The sequence below is a fragment of the Spirosoma oryzicola genome (genome assembly GCF_021233055.1).
GTDB classification, from domain to species: Bacteria; Bacteroidota; Bacteroidia; order Cytophagales; family Spirosomataceae; genus Spirosoma; species Spirosoma oryzicola.
This window is the reverse complement of sequence record NZ_CP089538.1, coordinates 3,730,078-3,746,296: the sequence shown is the minus strand read 5'-3', so window position 1 is coordinate 3,746,296 and position 16,219 is coordinate 3,730,078. Positions and strand designations below refer to the sequence as shown.

Annotated in this window: 12 protein-coding genes; 2 read left to right on the top strand and 10 right to left on the bottom strand. The window is 51.1% G+C overall.

Features of this window, described 5'->3' with window-relative positions:
* Positions 1-35: 35 nt before the first annotated feature.
* The 8 genes from LQ777_RS15865 to rpe form a co-directional block, all read right to left on the bottom strand.
* On the bottom strand, positions 36-1,838 hold the full coding sequence (locus tag LQ777_RS15865) for a hypothetical protein (protein WP_232558908.1): 1,803 nt from the start codon (positions 1,836-1,838) through the stop codon (positions 36-38).
* 83 nt (positions 1,839-1,921) lie between these two features.
* Entirely contained in the window at positions 1,922-2,833 is a 912-nt protein-coding gene (locus tag LQ777_RS15860; protein WP_232558907.1) for a transketolase family protein, read from the bottom strand.
* Positions 2,834-2,882: 49 nt separating this feature from the next.
* Positions 2,883-4,883 carry an NAD-dependent epimerase/dehydratase family protein gene (locus LQ777_RS15855; protein WP_232558906.1) on the bottom strand — a complete coding sequence of 667 codons (2,001 nt, stop codon included), beginning with the start codon at positions 4,881-4,883 and terminating at the stop codon, positions 2,883-2,885.
* Between the two features lie 86 nt (positions 4,884-4,969).
* A complete protein-coding gene (locus LQ777_RS15850; RefSeq protein WP_232558905.1) occupies positions 4,970-5,788 on the bottom strand; it encodes a transketolase in 819 nt (272 codons plus the stop codon).
* A 29-nt stretch (positions 5,789-5,817) separates the two neighbouring features.
* On the bottom strand, positions 5,818-7,611 hold the full coding sequence (locus LQ777_RS15845; protein WP_232558904.1) for a glycosyltransferase family 39 protein: 1,794 nt from the start codon (positions 7,609-7,611) through the stop codon (positions 5,818-5,820).
* A gap of 30 nt (positions 7,612-7,641) precedes the next feature.
* Positions 7,642-9,753 (bottom strand): OmpA family protein, encoded by a 2,112-nt coding sequence (locus LQ777_RS15840; protein ID WP_232558903.1) that lies wholly within the window; start codon positions 9,751-9,753, stop codon positions 7,642-7,644.
* 111 nt (positions 9,754-9,864) lie between these two features.
* Positions 9,865-11,265 carry an alpha-amylase family glycosyl hydrolase gene (locus LQ777_RS15835; protein ID WP_232558902.1) on the bottom strand — a complete coding sequence of 467 codons (1,401 nt, stop codon included), beginning with the start codon at positions 11,263-11,265 and terminating at the stop codon, positions 9,865-9,867.
* A gap of 53 nt (positions 11,266-11,318) precedes the next feature.
* Positions 11,319-11,990, bottom strand: a complete 672-nt coding sequence (rpe, locus tag LQ777_RS15830; RefSeq protein WP_232558901.1) for a ribulose-phosphate 3-epimerase — start codon at positions 11,988-11,990, stop codon at positions 11,319-11,321.
* A 261-nt stretch (positions 11,991-12,251) separates the two neighbouring features.
* On the opposite strand from rpe, the gene ligA reads away from it, so the two are divergent.
* Positions 12,252-14,297 carry an NAD-dependent DNA ligase LigA gene (gene ligA / locus LQ777_RS15825; RefSeq protein ID WP_232558900.1) on the top strand — a complete coding sequence of 682 codons (2,046 nt, stop codon included), beginning with the start codon at positions 12,252-12,254 and terminating at the stop codon, positions 14,295-14,297.
* Between the two features lie 15 nt (positions 14,298-14,312).
* Here ligA and LQ777_RS15820 read toward each other — a convergent pair whose 3' ends face one another.
* Positions 14,313-14,819: a hypothetical protein gene (locus tag LQ777_RS15820; RefSeq protein ID WP_232558899.1), complete on the bottom strand. Its 507-nt coding sequence runs from the start codon at positions 14,817-14,819 to the stop codon at positions 14,313-14,315.
* Between the two features lie 123 nt (positions 14,820-14,942).
* Here LQ777_RS15820 and dapA point away from each other — a divergent pair, with 123 nt between their 5' ends.
* A complete protein-coding gene (gene dapA / locus LQ777_RS15815; RefSeq protein WP_232558898.1) occupies positions 14,943-15,839 on the top strand; it encodes a 4-hydroxy-tetrahydrodipicolinate synthase in 897 nt (298 codons plus the stop codon).
* A 149-nt stretch (positions 15,840-15,988) separates the two neighbouring features.
* On the opposite strand, the gene LQ777_RS15810 is transcribed toward dapA, so the two are convergent.
* Positions 15,989-16,177, bottom strand: coding sequence for a hypothetical protein (locus LQ777_RS15810; RefSeq protein ID WP_232558897.1), 189 nt, complete (start codon positions 16,175-16,177; stop codon positions 15,989-15,991).
* Positions 16,178-16,219 lie beyond the last annotated feature (42 nt).

Here is a 16,219-nt window from a genome sequence, read left to right as displayed (position 1 = left end):
GTATTGATACGGAAGTTGCTACAAGCCGTGTCAATTTACCAGTTCTTTTTAATGTCGGTTGCTTGGCCTACGGACGTAACAAGCTGATTCGTCGGGTATACCGTAGCGGGCTTGTTGTCCGTAACCTGTAGTATAAATAATTGATAGGTACCGGCTTCCAGACTGTTCAGCCAGATATCCGCTTTGAACCCGTTTGAGAACAATCTCTGGGGCAAAAAATGGGTTTGACGCAGCGACCGCTGGTTCTGCCAAACCGGAACCAGATACGATCGTTGGGAAGATCGAAGCAGAATGTACGTTCCGGCATTACGAGTCAAGCCCTGACCCATTAACACGTTCAAGTCGGTTTCTGCGTTTGTTTGCGCTATGTAGCCAAATGGTGCTTTGGTAAGCGTCAAAGGAATGACTGACCGTTGTGGAGCACCGTATATCGCCCCCAAATAGGAATCGTAGGAGGCTGGAGCAGGATTTGAATAATGACGCGTTACGGAGTCAAGCGCGGCTACCGGTTGATTTGTCGTATAGGTCCAGTTAAATTGATTGGTCAATTGCCAGTTGCGGAACCAGATCGAATCGTCCAGAAACGTTAAGTACGCGCACCAGGCGAACACAAAACTTCCAGCCAAACCGCCCGCTACAACAACCGGTCGAATACGCTTGCCGACAACCAGGGCAACTAGCAGGTAAAGAACAGCTAGCAGCGTTAGGGAGTAAATTTTATACCGACTGGTAATGATCAGATCGAGGCCAAAACCCGTTCGTGTCCAGGCTACGACAGCGGCTGTGCCCAGCAGAAACAGCGCGCAACCCCAGAAAAACAGCGTCAACGGCGGAATGGATTGGGTAGCCGTTCCGCTGTGTGCACGTAACCGCTGTTGAATTGTCCGGCTTATGGCCTGACGGTTACGAACGATTTGCCAGCCTACCAGACCAATCGTTACCAATGTCATTGCGCCACCGAGCAGGATGCTGGCCCGGAGCGAAGATTTTAGTGGGAGAGCTTCCGCAGCAGCGCCAGTAAAAGCCAGCCAGCCTTTCAGTAAGTCACCAACGGTTCCACGGAGGGGCGGGTTTCCGGCTGGTTTTTCGTAATCTGCAAAGTATAGACCTAAAACTACGACTGCGCTCAACAGCCAGATGACAAGTGGCAAAAACGCTTTCGACCGAGTTGAGTTACCGGGTCTGAATGGTAGCCCCTCGTTTGGCAGCAACGCCAATAGCACTAACCCGATTGGCCATACTAAAAGGCCGTTACCGCTTGTGAGCGTTGCCAGCGTTGCCGAAGCAATCGCCAGACCTAGTCGATTCGCGTAGATAAGTAAGAAGAACGTCAGTATTACCCATAGAACCACCGAGAAATTCTGCAAAGCAGCCATGCCCCAGAACATGTTTTCCCAGTGGGAGAGGTTAAACAGGAAGAGGGCAATCGGGATGACTAATGTTACGGATCGGCCTTCGCGACGGCATACCGTGGCAAAAACGAGTAATAAACCCACCAGGCTCAAATTTCCGATTGCCATCAGATGCCGGAAATTGAGCTTGCCGAACAGCTGATAGTCTAGGAGCGCAACAAAACGGTCGTAAACGATACGATGCTCATTGTGTTGGCGAAAAAGCTGGTAGATCTTTCCCGAAAGCGTTGTTTCCTGATCAAAATTGTACAAAAAGGCCCGAAGTGCGTGGTCATCCCATTTGGGCACGTTGACGGCATAGTAGCTCCAAACCAGCGCGAACAGAATCAGAGGAACGGCCATGCCAATACCGCCCAATAGCCAGCCTGTCGATTGAGAAGCAACCGCTGTCCGGGATTTTTCGGGATTGTATTGAAGTGTTGGCAACTGGACGGTCCGTTAGCAGTTTACGGGAGTATGCTGTACCATTGACCCTAGCAGGTAGGGTCAATGGTACGCTAAAGTACAAACTAGTAGATCATAAATGAAGCCAGCTGACGGGCAATATTAGCTGGGTCAAGGCCCGACAGTTGCTGGTGGTATTTCTGGTCGCCATACAGACCGTTCGGATACCCTTGTGCCGATAGACTGACGAAATGACTTGGGGCCGCTCCGTAAGCCAGTAACTTTACTGATAGTTGCTGCGCTAGTCCACCAATCGAAACGTGTTCTTCAACAACCAGCATCGGCTTTCCACCCCAGCGATGGGCTAAGTCAGCAGGCAAGTCGAGGGGTAGGTTGGTAGCGGTGTACACGTCAAATTGGTCGACCAGCAACTCATCCTGTACAGCTGTCAGCACGTTGGCCGCAACCGGACCGAGGGCCACTACGGTACCAATCGATTCCTTTGCCTGTACGATATGCTTGAACGTACCAGCCGTTTGCGCGCCATCGGGTGTCTTCGGTCCTGCCCCTAGGCGAAGATAAGCCGGACGGCTTTCGGTAAGGATCTGGTCGAGCATGGGCGCGACCTCATCGGCAAACGCTGGAATGTACGTATTGACGTTCTGAAGGCTACTCAAACAGGCAAGGTCTTCAATCGCGTGGTGTGTACTGCCCATAATGCCATAGCCGTAGCCACCGCCGTTGCCAACCAGAAAAACCGGCATGTTGTGCAGACAAACGTCGTTCCGAAATTGCTCAAGGCACCGGTACACCGCAAACGGTGCAATGCTGTAACAAAACACTTTGTACCCTCGGTAAGCCATACCCGCAGCTACGCCCACCATGTTTTGCTCGGCAACACCCGCGTTGATGAAGCGAGGCCCTAAGACTTCAACCACATTTTCGAGAGCGTTGTAGCCTAAGTCACCCGTTATAAATACCACTTTATCGTCTTCACGCGCAATGCGCTCGATAGCGGCAGAAAATTCGTTTCGCATGGTTTATACGTTGTGGGTTGTAGTAACGTGCTAACCGCCAACTACAAACTCATTTACTCTTCCGTTGCTCTACCAGCGTGCTGATCTCAGCCGCTGTTTTATAAACACGCTGGCCCTTGCGAACCATTGTACGAATGAACTTCGGTCGTTTTTTCGTTTCCTCAAAAATCTTGCTGATGTATTCGCCCAGGAACGAGATGCCCAACAGGTTGATACCACCGAAAAACATCACCAGAATAATAACGGTCGATAGGCCAGCGGGGGTGTCCGGGAAAAAGACCAGCTTCGCCAGTATCTGCCACAGAATGCCCAGTACCGACAGACCCGTCAGCACAAAACCGGCATAGGTCATTAACTCAAGTGGCGCGAAGCTAAACGAGAAGATCGCTTTCTTCGCCCACCAGATATTTTTTGTCCAGTTGTTGGTCGAGACGCCGAACATACGTTCTGGTCGTACGTAGTCAACACCCGTTTGCTTAAAACCAACCCAGGCCCGCAGCCCGCGCAGAAACTGTTCGGTCTCCGGTAAATTGACCAGTTCCCGAACCACCTTCCGGTCGATCATCGAAAAGTCACCCGCGTCTACCGGGATATTGATATACGCCGTTTTGCGGAACAGGCGGTAGAACTGCTTGTAGAAGAAATGAACGTGCGGAGCCATTTCTCGCTGCACCCGAACCCCGTACGTCACGTCGAAGCCCTGCTGCCATTTCTCGTAAAATTTCGGAATAACTTCCGGTGGATCTTGTAAGTCACCGTCCATTAACACAACTGCGTCGCCGGTTGCAATTTCCATACCGCTCAGGAAAGCGGCCTGCGACCCAAAATTTCGGGAGTGTTTGATGGCGATGACATTCGGATCTTTGGCGCAAATCTCGTTCAGGACTTCGTCGGTGTTGTCGGGCGAATTGTCGTTAACAAAGATGATTTCGTACCGCACCTTCATCTCATTGAAGGTTTTGACCAGCCGCTCGTACATGTACGGAATGGCCTGCGCGTCTTTATAACAGGCAATAATTGGCGAGATAACCGGGTTCAGGGTTGGCGTGTTGAAGGCCGGAATCACGCGACTTTCGTACGCATGGGATATCTGCCAGTCAGCCGTCCGGCGAAGGCCATCGCTGAGGGGGGTTGTCGCTTTCCATCCCAGATCAGCTTCGGCTGCGGTCGGGTCGCCGTACCAGTCAGCCAGATCCCAGTTCCGGTTGTTCATGCTTCCCCAAACGGGTTCCTGTGCCAAGCCAAACGTTTGCCGAGCAACGTCAACCAGCTCACGCATGGTTGTTTTCTTGCCGGTAGCGATGTTATAGGACCGACCCCGATTCGTCTGATCGACCCGCAGGGCCGCTTGTACAAAGGCATCCACGCAGTCGTCCACATACACAAAATCGCGGCTGATGTCCGGTGACACCAGTGGCGGGAGCTTACTCTGCCGGACTTCCTCGATCAGGCGCGGAATGAGCCGGTCGGGTTCTTCCCAGCCCCCGTAAATGGAATAAAGCCGTAGGTTGAGCGTGTTGAGGTTGTGAACCTTGGCGTAGTAGTCAAGCGTGTAAGCCGCCGATACTTTCGATACCGCGTAGTGGCTGTTCGGCTCTACCGGGTCGGTTTCTTTGGGTGCGGTACAGTTGAAGCCGTATTCGGAGCTACTACCGGCGTGAATGTAAACCATTTCCGCCGAGCAATTCTCCAGGATGTTAACCGTACCCAGCACATTGGTTTCGTAGGTAAGCCCTACGTTTTTCTGCTTGCTGTAGGCACCGTAGGCCGCCAGGTTAAAAATGGTTTTGGGTTTGATTTTCCCAAAAACGTCCTGAACGGAGTTATTCGATAGAATGTCGCAGTGGACAATATTTTCCGCTGGAACATCTAAAAGTTTGAGCCGCCAGGCCTTCGTTGCATCGTGGGTGAGGGCAAAAACGTCCGTGCGTACACGAAACAATTGTTCAAACAAGTTCGCGCCAATGAAGCCGCTGGCTCCGAACACAACGATTGGTCCCTGAAGGCGGGCGATTTTTTCTGGTAGCAAAATGGGATCAGACGAATTCATTCAGGCCGCAATATTACGGCAAAAGGGCGGATGTGTTGTATTAATGACAAGTTTTATAGTCAACGGTAATCGACTATATCCTGGCTTTAGACGACATCTACGGACAAATAGCGTTCACCCACTTCGGCGTGTGCCTGCTCATACTGAGCGGGTGTCATGGGCAGATAATGCCATTCAAGCCGGTTTTCCATGTACGATACGCCTTTGCCTTTTACGGTTTTGGCAATAACAACTTTAGGCTTCCCGTTCGACGTGGTTGTCAGCTGATCGAGCGTGTCCAGAATTGCCGGTATGTCGTGACCATCTACTTCAACCGTTTCAAAACCCATTGCTGTCCAGGTGCGGGCATCCGCTGTATCGCCGAGCACGTTGGCCGTCTGGTTAAAGCCTTGTAAACCATTCTTGTCAATCAACACAATCAGGTTGTCCAGTCCGTTCTGAACCGCAAAATGAGCGGCTTCCCAGGTGGTTCCTTCATTGGTTTCGCCGTCGGACATCAGGACATAGACGCGGGAGTCGTCGCCGAGTAATTTACCAGCTTGTGCAACGCCCGTTCCTATGGGCAGGCCGTGTCCCAGCGAACCCGTGGCAAATGGAATGCCCGCGTGTTTGTTTGGCGCAGGGTGAGCGGGCAGCGTCGTGCCATTTTTGTAGTAGGTCGCCAGTACCTCGTCCGAAATTTCGCCGAGGTGGTTGAGACAGGCGTATAGTGAAGCGGCAGCGTGGCCTTTCGACAGCAGAAACGTATCCTGCTGCCGTTTGCGTAGTACCAGCGTGGCGATCATCAGATCGACGCAACTCAGCGAACAGCCAATATGACCAGCGTGAGCCTGATTGTAAAGACCCAGGATCTTGAGCCGGAGCTGGCCCTGGAGCGATTGAAAGTCGGTGGCTTCTGTTGTCAAAGTCGTAGTCGGTTGATTAAGGTAGTCGTTTATTCGCCGTAGCGGTATGTCGAGCCTTTAAAGTCAAAAATAGTAATTTTTTCACCAGAGCGTCCTTTCACGAGTACGATTCGGTTTCGTTCGTTCGGATCGATGCGTTGGATATACTGAGCATCCTCAGGTAGGTAAACGTTTACCAATTGAGCGTCCAGCAAAGCCACCGGCGAATACGTTCGGTCCATTTTCTCCGAAAAGATCTGCCGCCTTTTGTTTGGATACAGGATCGTATCCCCCGGCGTATAGAGGCTCTTCAATTTCTGGGCCGATGACCAATACGGATTCGCGATGCGAGGCTTGTCGAAATAGGTGTATTTAGGCGCTTTGTCGGCGTAAATATCAACCAGCAGCTGAACGATGTTTCCCGCCTGAATGAGCAGAACGATGGCAATGGGTACGCTGAACCACCAACGCAGGGTAGTCAGTTGATGGAATCCCATCGCGACCAGAATACAAACGTAAGGAAATGAAAAACCGGAGTACCGTTGCGTGATACCGAACGTGTGACCAGACCGCCACGCCATGAACAGTAGAAATAAGGTAGGTACGAAGGTCAGTAATACTAACAGGACAACAAGTCTTTTCTGGGCGGTATCCGTGTGATCCGTTACGTACCGGCCAATCAGGTACACGAACGGCACGGCAATCGACAACACCAACAGACGCAACGGATCGAGCGTGTAAAATGGCAGACCAGCCAGGAGCAGCACGGGAACCGCGGCATAAACCCAGGTTGGCGGCTTTTGTACGCCGATGAAGCGATGAATAACGCCCGTTGCCAGTACACCCAAGCCCAGCGCCAGTATCGCATTACGAACACTGACGAGAACGGTAATCATGCCGTTTGTTACGATGAACAGGTCGGAGAAGATGGGTACAGCGCGTACCGCAATGTTAGGAATCGTAGCGGGCAGGATGATCCCAAAGCCCGAATGATACGGATTGGTCAGAGCAATGTTGCGGTAGAAATTCTTCTGGTATTCCAGTGTAAAGAAGGTGTATTTACCTCCACCAAACAGGAACCAGAGCGAAACCAACCCCAGGCCGATAGCGCCGGTAATGCCCAATGATACCCAGGCTCGTATGTTGCGCAGGTAGATAAGCGCGTATAAGCCATGACACAGGAATACCGTAACGGTCAGGTAGTGCGATAAAACGGAAGCGACAAAGACGAATCCATAGGAAACATAAAGCACCGGCAGTGAAGGACTTCGATTCGCGACGCTTCCCCCGGCTCGTACCCGTTCCATAATGAGCAAAAACAAGTGCGTCGCCAGCAACGTCAGGAAGAACGTCATCGAGTAGTTGCGGGCAATGTGGCTGTAGGAAACGAAAAACGGTTCGATTGCTGCGATGGCCGCACTGGTAAGTGCTAAGGAGTCCGATTTAAAATGCCGACGGACGAAAACAAACAGCAGCCAAACGATCAACGTGCTGAAAATCACCGAAGGCATTCGCAAGGAGGTGTCACTCAAACCAAACACTTCCATCCAAAGCCACAGTACGCCATAATAGGAGGGGCTATTGCCGATGTCGCCCCGAATGTTGGCGTCGATAAAGTCGTTGAAGGTTTTTGGCTTCCAGAATTCAGCGGGCGTAAAATACGTCTTGCTAAAAACGTCCTTTTGATTAGCGCCTTCCAGGCAAACGCCCTGACTGATCAGTAACGTCGATTTTTCGTCGAAATAAATGCCGTAAGTACCGACACGGTATAGGCGAAGACCGAGTGCCAGGATAAGCAAAGCACCCAGCAAAAACAGCGTAGTACGGGACGATGGGGTAAACATTGGGGCAAAACTAGCGCAAAATCTTTGTTCTCACATCTTGAGAATCGTGAATTCTACCCGCCGGTTCTGTTTCCGCTTCTCTTCGGTGCCGTTGCTGGCAATGGGTTTGCTCGGTCCCCATGCCTTCGTCTGGATCCGGCTCTCGGCAATTCCTTTGCTGGTTAGGTACTCTTTTACCGTCTGGACGCGGTCGGCGGATAGCTTCATGTTAGGCTCCCAATCGCCCTGGTTATCCGTATGGCCTTCAATCATAAGTTCCATCACCGGATACTGGTTCATCATGTCAACCAGTCGGTTCAGTTCGCTCGAGGCACCCGGAAGTAGCGTAAACTGGCTTTGCTCAAACAACACATCGCCCATCGTTATTTTTTGACCGGCCTCGATCTTGATCAGCAATAAATTGCGCTTGATGTCGCGGAAGCGCTTGTCTTTGCTTAGGTCGAGAGTTTCGGTAGTGGGAAAATACCCTTCTTTGATGGCTTTGAGCGTGTAGATTTTTTGCGTCGGCAAAATTAGTTTGTACTCGCCGGTTTCTGGATCATAATCCGCTTTGGCCGTTTCCTTATCTTCGTTCGCCAGACTAGAGATTACTTCGGAAGCGACCGGCTTTTTCGTTTTGGCATCCAGCACCTGTCCCGATACAATAGCGACCGGATCAGGTTTGATAGCCGGGTAAAGTTTAAGCCGGAAAATATCGTCTTCACCCATCGAACCCGCCCGCGAACTCAGATAAGCGAAATCGCCGGAAGCCGGAATGGTAAAATAACCGTCCCATTCGCCCGTGTTGATAGCTGGTCCCAGGTTTTCCGGATCGCTCCAATTGTTCCATGAATCATCGAGTCGGCGCGTTACGAAAATATCGCCGTTGCCGTAGCCCGGATGACCCGCTGAGGTGAAATAAAGCGTCCGGCCATCGGCAGCCAGAAAAGGCGAACTCTCCGAATCGGCGGTGTTGACTACAGGGCCTAACGAAATGGGTTCTGCCCATGTTCGGTCAGGTTTCTGCAAGGCTACGTACAGGTCGCGGTTGCCACGGGTGTCTTTCCGCTGCACGGCCAGAATGATCGCTCTGCCATCGGGCGAGACGCAGAACTCTAACTGGTTTTTCTCGTGTAGGTTGTAGTTGTTGGCGATTTTACACTCGACGGGTTGCGACCAGCCCTGACGGGTTTTAACCGACCGGGATATGCCGAACGACAAACCGCCGTCGGGCAGGTATACGTTGATCAGGTAGGCGATGCGACCGTCGGGCGAAAGACCGCTAATGGCATTGTCACCCGCGTTGTTGATGGGCGGGCCAATATTGACGGCTTCACTCCAGCTAGATGGATTGCCACTAGTACCGGCGGTAAGCGTCGAGAACCAAACGTCCTGCCGGTCGGCCCCACCAATGTTCGCTTTGTTGAAATTGCGGGTAAAATAAAGCGTTCGGCCATCGGGTGCAATGACGGGCGCGACTTCCTGCCCCGGTGAGTTGACCGTTTTGCCGAGATTTTCCTTGATAATTTCTTTTGGCGTCTCGTTCGATACGTTGATGCCGACCGTAATGGGCTTGGTATCATCCGAGATACCAATGGCATCGATTTGGTTGATACCCGCGATGGATGCCCCGTTTAAAAACACTTTCACCTGATCGCCTACCACGGCTGAATCGTTCAGGGCGATTCGTAGCACAGGATCGGTTCGGGGTGATGGTGTGGCATTCTTGTACACCGTATGCTCTTTCTTTTGGGCGTCAATCACCTGCACCCGTACCACCGCACCCGGATTTACATTTTCGCCAATAATAATCTGCCGAATGGTTATTGGCTTGGCGAAGGCAACCTGAATCCATTCGTCGGCGGTACCGTCGGACGTTTTGGGGGCCCAGGCCGCAGGACTTTCGCCTAGGTTCGGGACCTTACTGGGTCGGCCCAATGCCTGCGACGCTTTATATTGTTCACCGCTTCCGCTTACCTTCTCGGACGAAAATCCCACCACACGGTTAGCCCACTGAACCGGGGCGCTGTTCTGGCCTTGTGATTCGGGTTGAGTAGTGGTACGCCGTTGTGTGTCCGTCGAGCGCCCGCCCGCTGATTGCGCTAGACTGACTGCTTCGGCCATAATAATCAACAAGCCTGACAGGATGCTCCAAACTCGCATAAACGAAAAAAGTATTCAGGACAAATTCGTGTACTGATTTTAGTACGGACGAACGCTAGCCTATAAACTCCAAACTACACATTCAGATTGTGTTTGGTAAGTTACAAAAACTTAATTGGTTAACACCTTATACTCCCAGGGTTTTAGCGTGAGAGACATATCGGGTTTTAGCTCCATCGGATGACGACTGAACACTTCCGTGTACAACCCTTCATAGCCTTCTCCTGACAGACGAAACGTCTGAGCCTGGTTGCTGAGGTTAAGTAAAACGGTAACCCGGTCGTTGTCACGCTGGCGCGAGTAAGCGTAGACGGTTTCGTCGTGGTCGGTTGTAATTTTCTCGGCCTTTCCGCCCGCCAGACCGTTCCAGAGCGCCCGGTTTCTGTGCTTGAGGGTTAGCAGTGCTTTAAAAAAGTGACTCTTTTCGTAGGTGCCCCAGGGAATCGTGTCTTTTTCGAAAAAGGCTAGTCGTTTCGTTAAATTGGATTCCATGCCATTGTAAACCAGAGGCATTCCTTCCAGGGTGCTGCTCAACACAATGAACGCGTCGGCTGATGGGCCAAACGATTCTTCCAGCGTACCGTTATTTGTATTTTCGTCGTGGTTCTGGGTAAATAGCATCTGGTAGTACCAGGCCGGAAACCGTTTTTGGTTGCTGCTGCGCAAGGTGTCCAGGCTGGTGGCGGGTAATTTTCCCTGCGCAATATTTTTCATCATCGCAAACAAGGCCCAGCCGTAATTCATGTTGAAGCACTTCTTAAACTGGGCAGGGTCGTCTTCCCACTCCGCCAGCATAAATACGGTCTTGATTTTATCCAGTTCGGGTCGAAGCTGTGCCCAGAAATCATCGGGGACATAGCCAGCTACATCGCAACGATAGCCGTCAACATCGCATTCTTTGATCCAATATTGCATGGCTTCGATCATGCCTTTGCGCATAGCCGGATTGTCATAATTGAGGTCAACCACATCGGTCCAGTCGGTCGGTTTGCCGGTTTTGGGGTCGAGTGGTGTTGTCATCTTTCCTTTGACGAGCGTGTACCAGTCCGGGTGCTCTTTGACCCAGGTATGATCCCAGCCAGTATGATTGGGAACCCAGTCCAAAATCACGCGCAGGCCGAGCACGTGAGCGCGGTCGACCAACGATTTGAAGTCTGCCAGCGTACCGTAGTCGGGGTTCACCGATTTATAGTCGGCAACGGCGTAGGGGCTACCCAGTGTTCCTTTCTTGTTTTTCTGACTGATTGGATAAATGGGCATCATCCAGACGATGTCAACGCCCAGCTCTTTCAGGCGGGGTAGCTGTAGTTCAACGGCTTTGAACGTGCCGGCTGCGGAAAACTGGCGGGTGTTTACCTCGTAAATGGTGGCGTTTTTAGCCCATTCGGGGGCTGGGGGAGCTTTTGTTGAGTCGGCGGGGCTAGTCGCTTCCGATTGGGTTTGGGTAGTATTACGACAGGCCATTGTCAGCAGTAAGATACTGAGTGTGATGGCCATGGATAATGTCTTCATAAGTACAAGCTTGCGGAACGTAACGTTATGGGTTGGTATAGTAAGCGGCCGGGTTAAGCCATGAGTGGTTGGCGACTGTTTTTCAGCTGCCGGATGGCTTCCAGCGGATCGCTGGCACCAAAAACGGAACTGCCCGCTACCAATATGTCTGCACCCGCGTCTAATAAGGCCGCTGCGTTTTTCGGGCCGACACCACCATCTACTTCAATCAGTGCCGACGAGCGATTCGCCGTCAGCATCTGCTTTAATTTGGCTATTTTGGGGAGGGTATTGGGAATAAACGATTGACCACCGAATCCAGGGTTGACCGACATGATCAGGATTACGTCAATCTGTTCCAGCACATCCTCCAGACCTGTTACGGGTGTATGTGGGTTGAGTGCGACGCCCGCCCGGCAACCCATCTCGCGAATGTGCGTAAGGGTGCGGTGAAGGTGCGTGCAGGCTTCGTAATGCACATGAATTACCGAGGCTCCGCCTTCGGCGAAGGCGTCAATGTACCGGTCCGGCTGGGTGATCATCAGATGCACATCCAGTGGTTTCTGGCAGTGCTTGCGAACAGCATCGAGAATAGGAAAGCCAAACGAAATGTTGGGAACAAACTCGCCATCCATCACATCGAAGTGCAGATAATCGGCTTCACTACGGTTTATTAATTCGAGGTCCCGTTGCAGATTCGCAAAGTCGGCAGCTAGCAACGAAGGCGCAATGAAAGGCTGAGTCATAGTTATTCGGGAACAGTCGAAAACTAATTGCCTAAAAAGAACGGTTATGCAACTGGTTTCCGTAAACTGCTTACAATTTTATCCTGTAAAACTATGTTTTTTTGCTTGAACAAGGAAACAAACCCCGTATTGAGAAGTAGTTTGTGGAGTAAGTAGAGAATAGACGAAAGTAGTTTTTGAGGCAAAAAAAGCTTGTTTGTTTGTGTATCTAATTGTTTTATAAGTCAGTAGAGTGCCTTAGCGCCTATTTAATTTTATTGTATGACACCCCAGGAGCGCATTGCGGAATTGACCGACCGCCTGAATTATTACAATCACCAGTATTACCAGAACAGCGTTTCGGAAGTAGACGATTTTACGTTCGATAAATTGTTAGCCGAATTAGCTGGTCTGGAAGCTCAGCATCCTGAATTTCGCAAACCCGACTCGCCGACCGCCCGGGTGGGTGGAACCGTTAGTAAAGAGTTTCAAACGGTCTATCACCGCTTTCCGATGCTTTCGCTGGGAAATACCTATTCCGAGGAAGATCTGGTTGAATTCGACAATCGCGTGCGGAAAGGATTGAACGGGCAGGAGTTTGAATACATCTGCGAACTTAAGTTCGACGGAGTGGCTCTGAGTATGACCTACGAAAACGGCGTGCTTGTGCAGGGGGCTACCCGTGGTGACGGTGTTCGTGGCGACGACATCACAAATAATATCCGGACGATTCGGACGGTTCCCCTGCGCGTACACCGGGAAGGCATTCCTGCTCTATTTGAGGTGCGGGGCGAAGGGTTTTTGCCACTGGCTGAGTTTGAACGGATCAACAAAGAGCGTGAAGATATTGGCGAAGCCCTGCTGGCAAACCCCCGAAATGCAGCCTCTGGCACGTTTAAACAGCAGGATTCCGCAGCCGTAGCCAAACGCCGATTGGATTGTTACCTATACTCGTTTCTGTCCGAACCCGAAATCTTCCAGACCCACGAAGAAAGCCTTGTTGCCCTGAAAAATTGGGGTTTCAACGTATCGCAAACCTGGCAAAAATGCGCGACTATCAAGGACGTAATGCTGTACATCAGCGAGTGGGAAACCAAACGCTTCGATCTACCGCTTGGTACCGATGGGATCGTTATTAAAGTCAACCGCTACGATCAGCAGCGCGAACTAGGCTATACGGCTAAAAGTCCCCGATGGGCTATTGCCTTCAAATACAAAGCGTTGGCGGCCAGCACAACGCTGAACGGTATCAATTACCAGGTTGGCCGGACAGGTGCCGTAACGCCCGTTGCGATGCTGACACCCGTACTACTGGCCGGAACCATCGTAAAACGAGCGTCGCTGCACAACGCCAATGAGATCGAGCGGTTAGGTGTTCAATTACACGATACCGTATTCGTAGAAAAAGGGGGCGAAATCATACCCAAAATTACGGGTGTTGATCTGGGCAAACGGACCGGTCAGAGCCAACCGATTGTTTACCCGACTACCTGTCCGGCCTGCGGTACGCCACTCATTCGCAAAGAAGGCGAAGCGCATTTTTATTGCCCCAACGAACGGGGTTGCCCTCCGCAGCGGCAAGCCCGGTTTGAACACTTTATCCAGCGTCGGGCGATGAACATCGAAAGTCTTGGGGAAGGCAAAATCGAATTGCTTATCGACCGGGGACTGGTACAGACACCCGCTGACCTCTATTCACTTACGTCAGCTGAGTTGCTGGGTATCGAAAAAGTCTTCGAAGACGAAGAAACGGGAAAGCGTCGGGTGGTTAGTTTCCGCGAAAAGACGGTTGAAAACATCCTGACGGCAATCGAACGCTCGAAAGCGCAACCTTTCAAGAACGTTTTGTTTGCCTTAGGTATACGTTACGTTGGGGGCACAACGGCGGAAAAACTAGCTGATTATTTCGGGTCAATGGATGCCATTATGAACGCGAGTCAGGAGGCACTACTGGCCGTGCCTGATACGGGACCACGCATCGCCGAAAGCGTAGTTGCCTGGTTTGCCGACCAACTGAACCAAGACTTTGTCGAAGGGCTACGATCCGCCGGACTGCAATTTGTCGGCGAACGAAAAGTCGTTGAACCGGAGGGAGACACACTCGCGGGTAAGACATTTTTGTACACCGGTACCTTCGCTAATTTCAGTCGGGAGGAATTGGAAGCCCGGATTGCGGCCAATGGAGGTAAACTGCTCAGTGGTATTTCCAAAAAGCTTAACTATCTGATTGTTGGTGAAAACGCGGGACCGTCGAAAGTTGAAAAAGCCCAGAAGCTGAATGTGTCCATGATCAGCGAAGATGAGTTCTTGGCGATGCTGGACGTGTAGTGTATCGATGGGTGACTAGTGAGGTTGAATGGTTTGCAAAATGCCCAAAACTTCCTGGTGCAGGCTGTAATCATATTGAACAATCATGCTATAACCAAGGGTACCGTTGTGAAGTAAATACAAACGACCCAGGGCTTTAGGCTGCTGAGCATAGTAAAACAAGCCCTGGGTTTGTCCATTTCGCTGAAAGGTAACGAGCCGGTCTAAGAGCACATTTCCATGAGGGATGGTGGCTGGTTGTGGATTCGGTAGGGGCATACCCCCGCCAAAAAAGGGCATAATACCCAAGAAGTAAGCCTGTTGATCGTATCGTTTTAGACTAAACTCCGGTCCTTCAATCGTTGGGCCGATTCCACCCTGGTAGCCACGAGGAAACTGAATCTTGTACGCGTTGTCGAGCGCGGTTGTTCGCCATCCCCGCTGGCTTTTTACATCGATAACCGTACTGGCAGGATCGGGTAAAACGGATTCCCAGTTACAACTCGACAGACCAATCAGGAAAATGACGAAAATAAGGCGCATCGTTGTCAAAATTTACCCCTAAGACTTACAATGGCCGCGTATAGTTGTAATGCTTGACGCATTTGCAAAAAAATTCCGGTTCAATTCCCGTAACTTTGTGGTAATAAACTCTTGTATCCGATAATGGACACTACATTTCACGGCGTCGGTGTGGCTATTGTGACACCGTTTACGGCCGATCATTCTGTCGACTTCGACGGCTTCGGCCGCATCATCCGGCACGTTTCCGAGGGGGGCGTCCGTTACATTGTTCTGCAAGGCACTACGGGCGAATCGCCAACGGTGACGAAGCAGGAGAAAAAACAATTGTTACAGTATCTTAAAGAAAATAATCCCAAGAAGCTTCCAATCGTGTTTGGCGTAGGCGGTAACGTAACGTCGGATGTTGTGGCGGGGATGAAGGATATTGATTTCGAAGGGGTCGACGCGATTCTGTCCGTCTGTCCTTATTACAATAAACCCGGCAAACGGGGAGTTATCGAACACTTCACGCGCGTTGCCGATGCAAGCCCTGTTCCCGTGATCCTGTACAATATTCCGTTCCGGACGGGTATCAACATGTCGGCGGAGACGATTTGCGAACTGGCTCAGCATCCTAACATCATCGGTGTTAAAGAAGCGTCGTGCGTAATTGAGCAGTGCATGGAAATTGCCCGCGACAAACCCGATGATTTTCTGCTGATCTCCGGCGACGACATTCAGGCTGTACCTATTATCAGCATCGGTGGAGTAGGGGTGATGTCGGTGATAGCCAATGCATTCCCGGCTAAGTTCTCAGGCATAATTGATGCGGCCTTGCAGGGTGACTTTGGTTTTGCCCAAAAAGAACTCGGCCACTTCCTGCGTATCGACCCGCTTCTGTACGAAGAAGGAAACCCGGTTGGTGTAAAGAACATCATGGAAATCATGGGCTTGATTTCGGCGGAGGTTCGGTTACCACTTATGAAAGCATCCGACGATCTGAGCGAACGCCAGAAAGCCGTATTACAGCGGGACGGTCTGCTGGAACTGGTAGCCTAAATCGACTTAAGTCAAAGCATGAAAGGCCGTCTTTTCGTCCGGAAAAGATGGCCTCTCCTGCGTTAGCGGCCAACTTCTGAATAGCCCAAAAACAAAACCCGATCCATTGCTGGATCGGGTTTTGTTTTTGTAGAAGCGATCTGACTTTATTACCGGCCACCGCCACCAAACAATTTTGAGACGAGCCAGATCACAACGCCAATACCGACGACGACGAGTATGACGCCGGTCCAGACACCCGTTTTAAATATATCACCTACGACTTGACAGCTGGTCAGAAACAAAGTCATGAACAGGGCCACGAAGGCTATTGGGAAAAAACGCATTAGACTTTTCATAACGTTGGTTGGTTTTTGTGTAGTAAACTGATCACGTTTGGC

Coding starts and splice junctions, on each gene's coding strand:
- LQ777_RS15860 (WP_232558907.1), bottom strand. CDS start 2,833: ATGCGAAACGAATTTTCTGCCGCTATCGAGCGCATTGCGCGTGAAGAC.
- LQ777_RS15855 (WP_232558906.1), bottom strand. CDS start 4,883: ATGAATTCGTCTGATCCCATTTTGCTACCAGAAAAAATCGCCCGCCTT.
- LQ777_RS15845 (WP_232558904.1), bottom strand. CDS start 7,611: ATGTTTACCCCATCGTCCCGTACTACGCTGTTTTTGCTGGGTGCTTTG.
- LQ777_RS15840 (WP_232558903.1), bottom strand. CDS start 9,753: ATGCGAGTTTGGAGCATCCTGTCAGGCTTGTTGATTATTATGGCCGAA.
- LQ777_RS15835 (WP_232558902.1), bottom strand. CDS start 11,265: ATGAAGACATTATCCATGGCCATCACACTCAGTATCTTACTGCTGACA.
- rpe (WP_232558901.1), bottom strand. CDS start 11,990: ATGACTCAGCCTTTCATTGCGCCTTCGTTGCTAGCTGCCGACTTTGCG.
- ligA (WP_232558900.1), top strand. CDS start 12,252: ATGACACCCCAGGAGCGCATTGCGGAATTGACCGACCGCCTGAATTAT.
- LQ777_RS15820 (WP_232558899.1), bottom strand. CDS start 14,819: ATGCGCCTTATTTTCGTCATTTTCCTGATTGGTCTGTCGAGTTGTAAC.
- dapA (WP_232558898.1), top strand. CDS start 14,943: ATGGACACTACATTTCACGGCGTCGGTGTGGCTATTGTGACACCGTTT.
- LQ777_RS15810 (WP_232558897.1), bottom strand. CDS start 16,177: ATGAAAAGTCTAATGCGTTTTTTCCCAATAGCCTTCGTGGCCCTGTTC.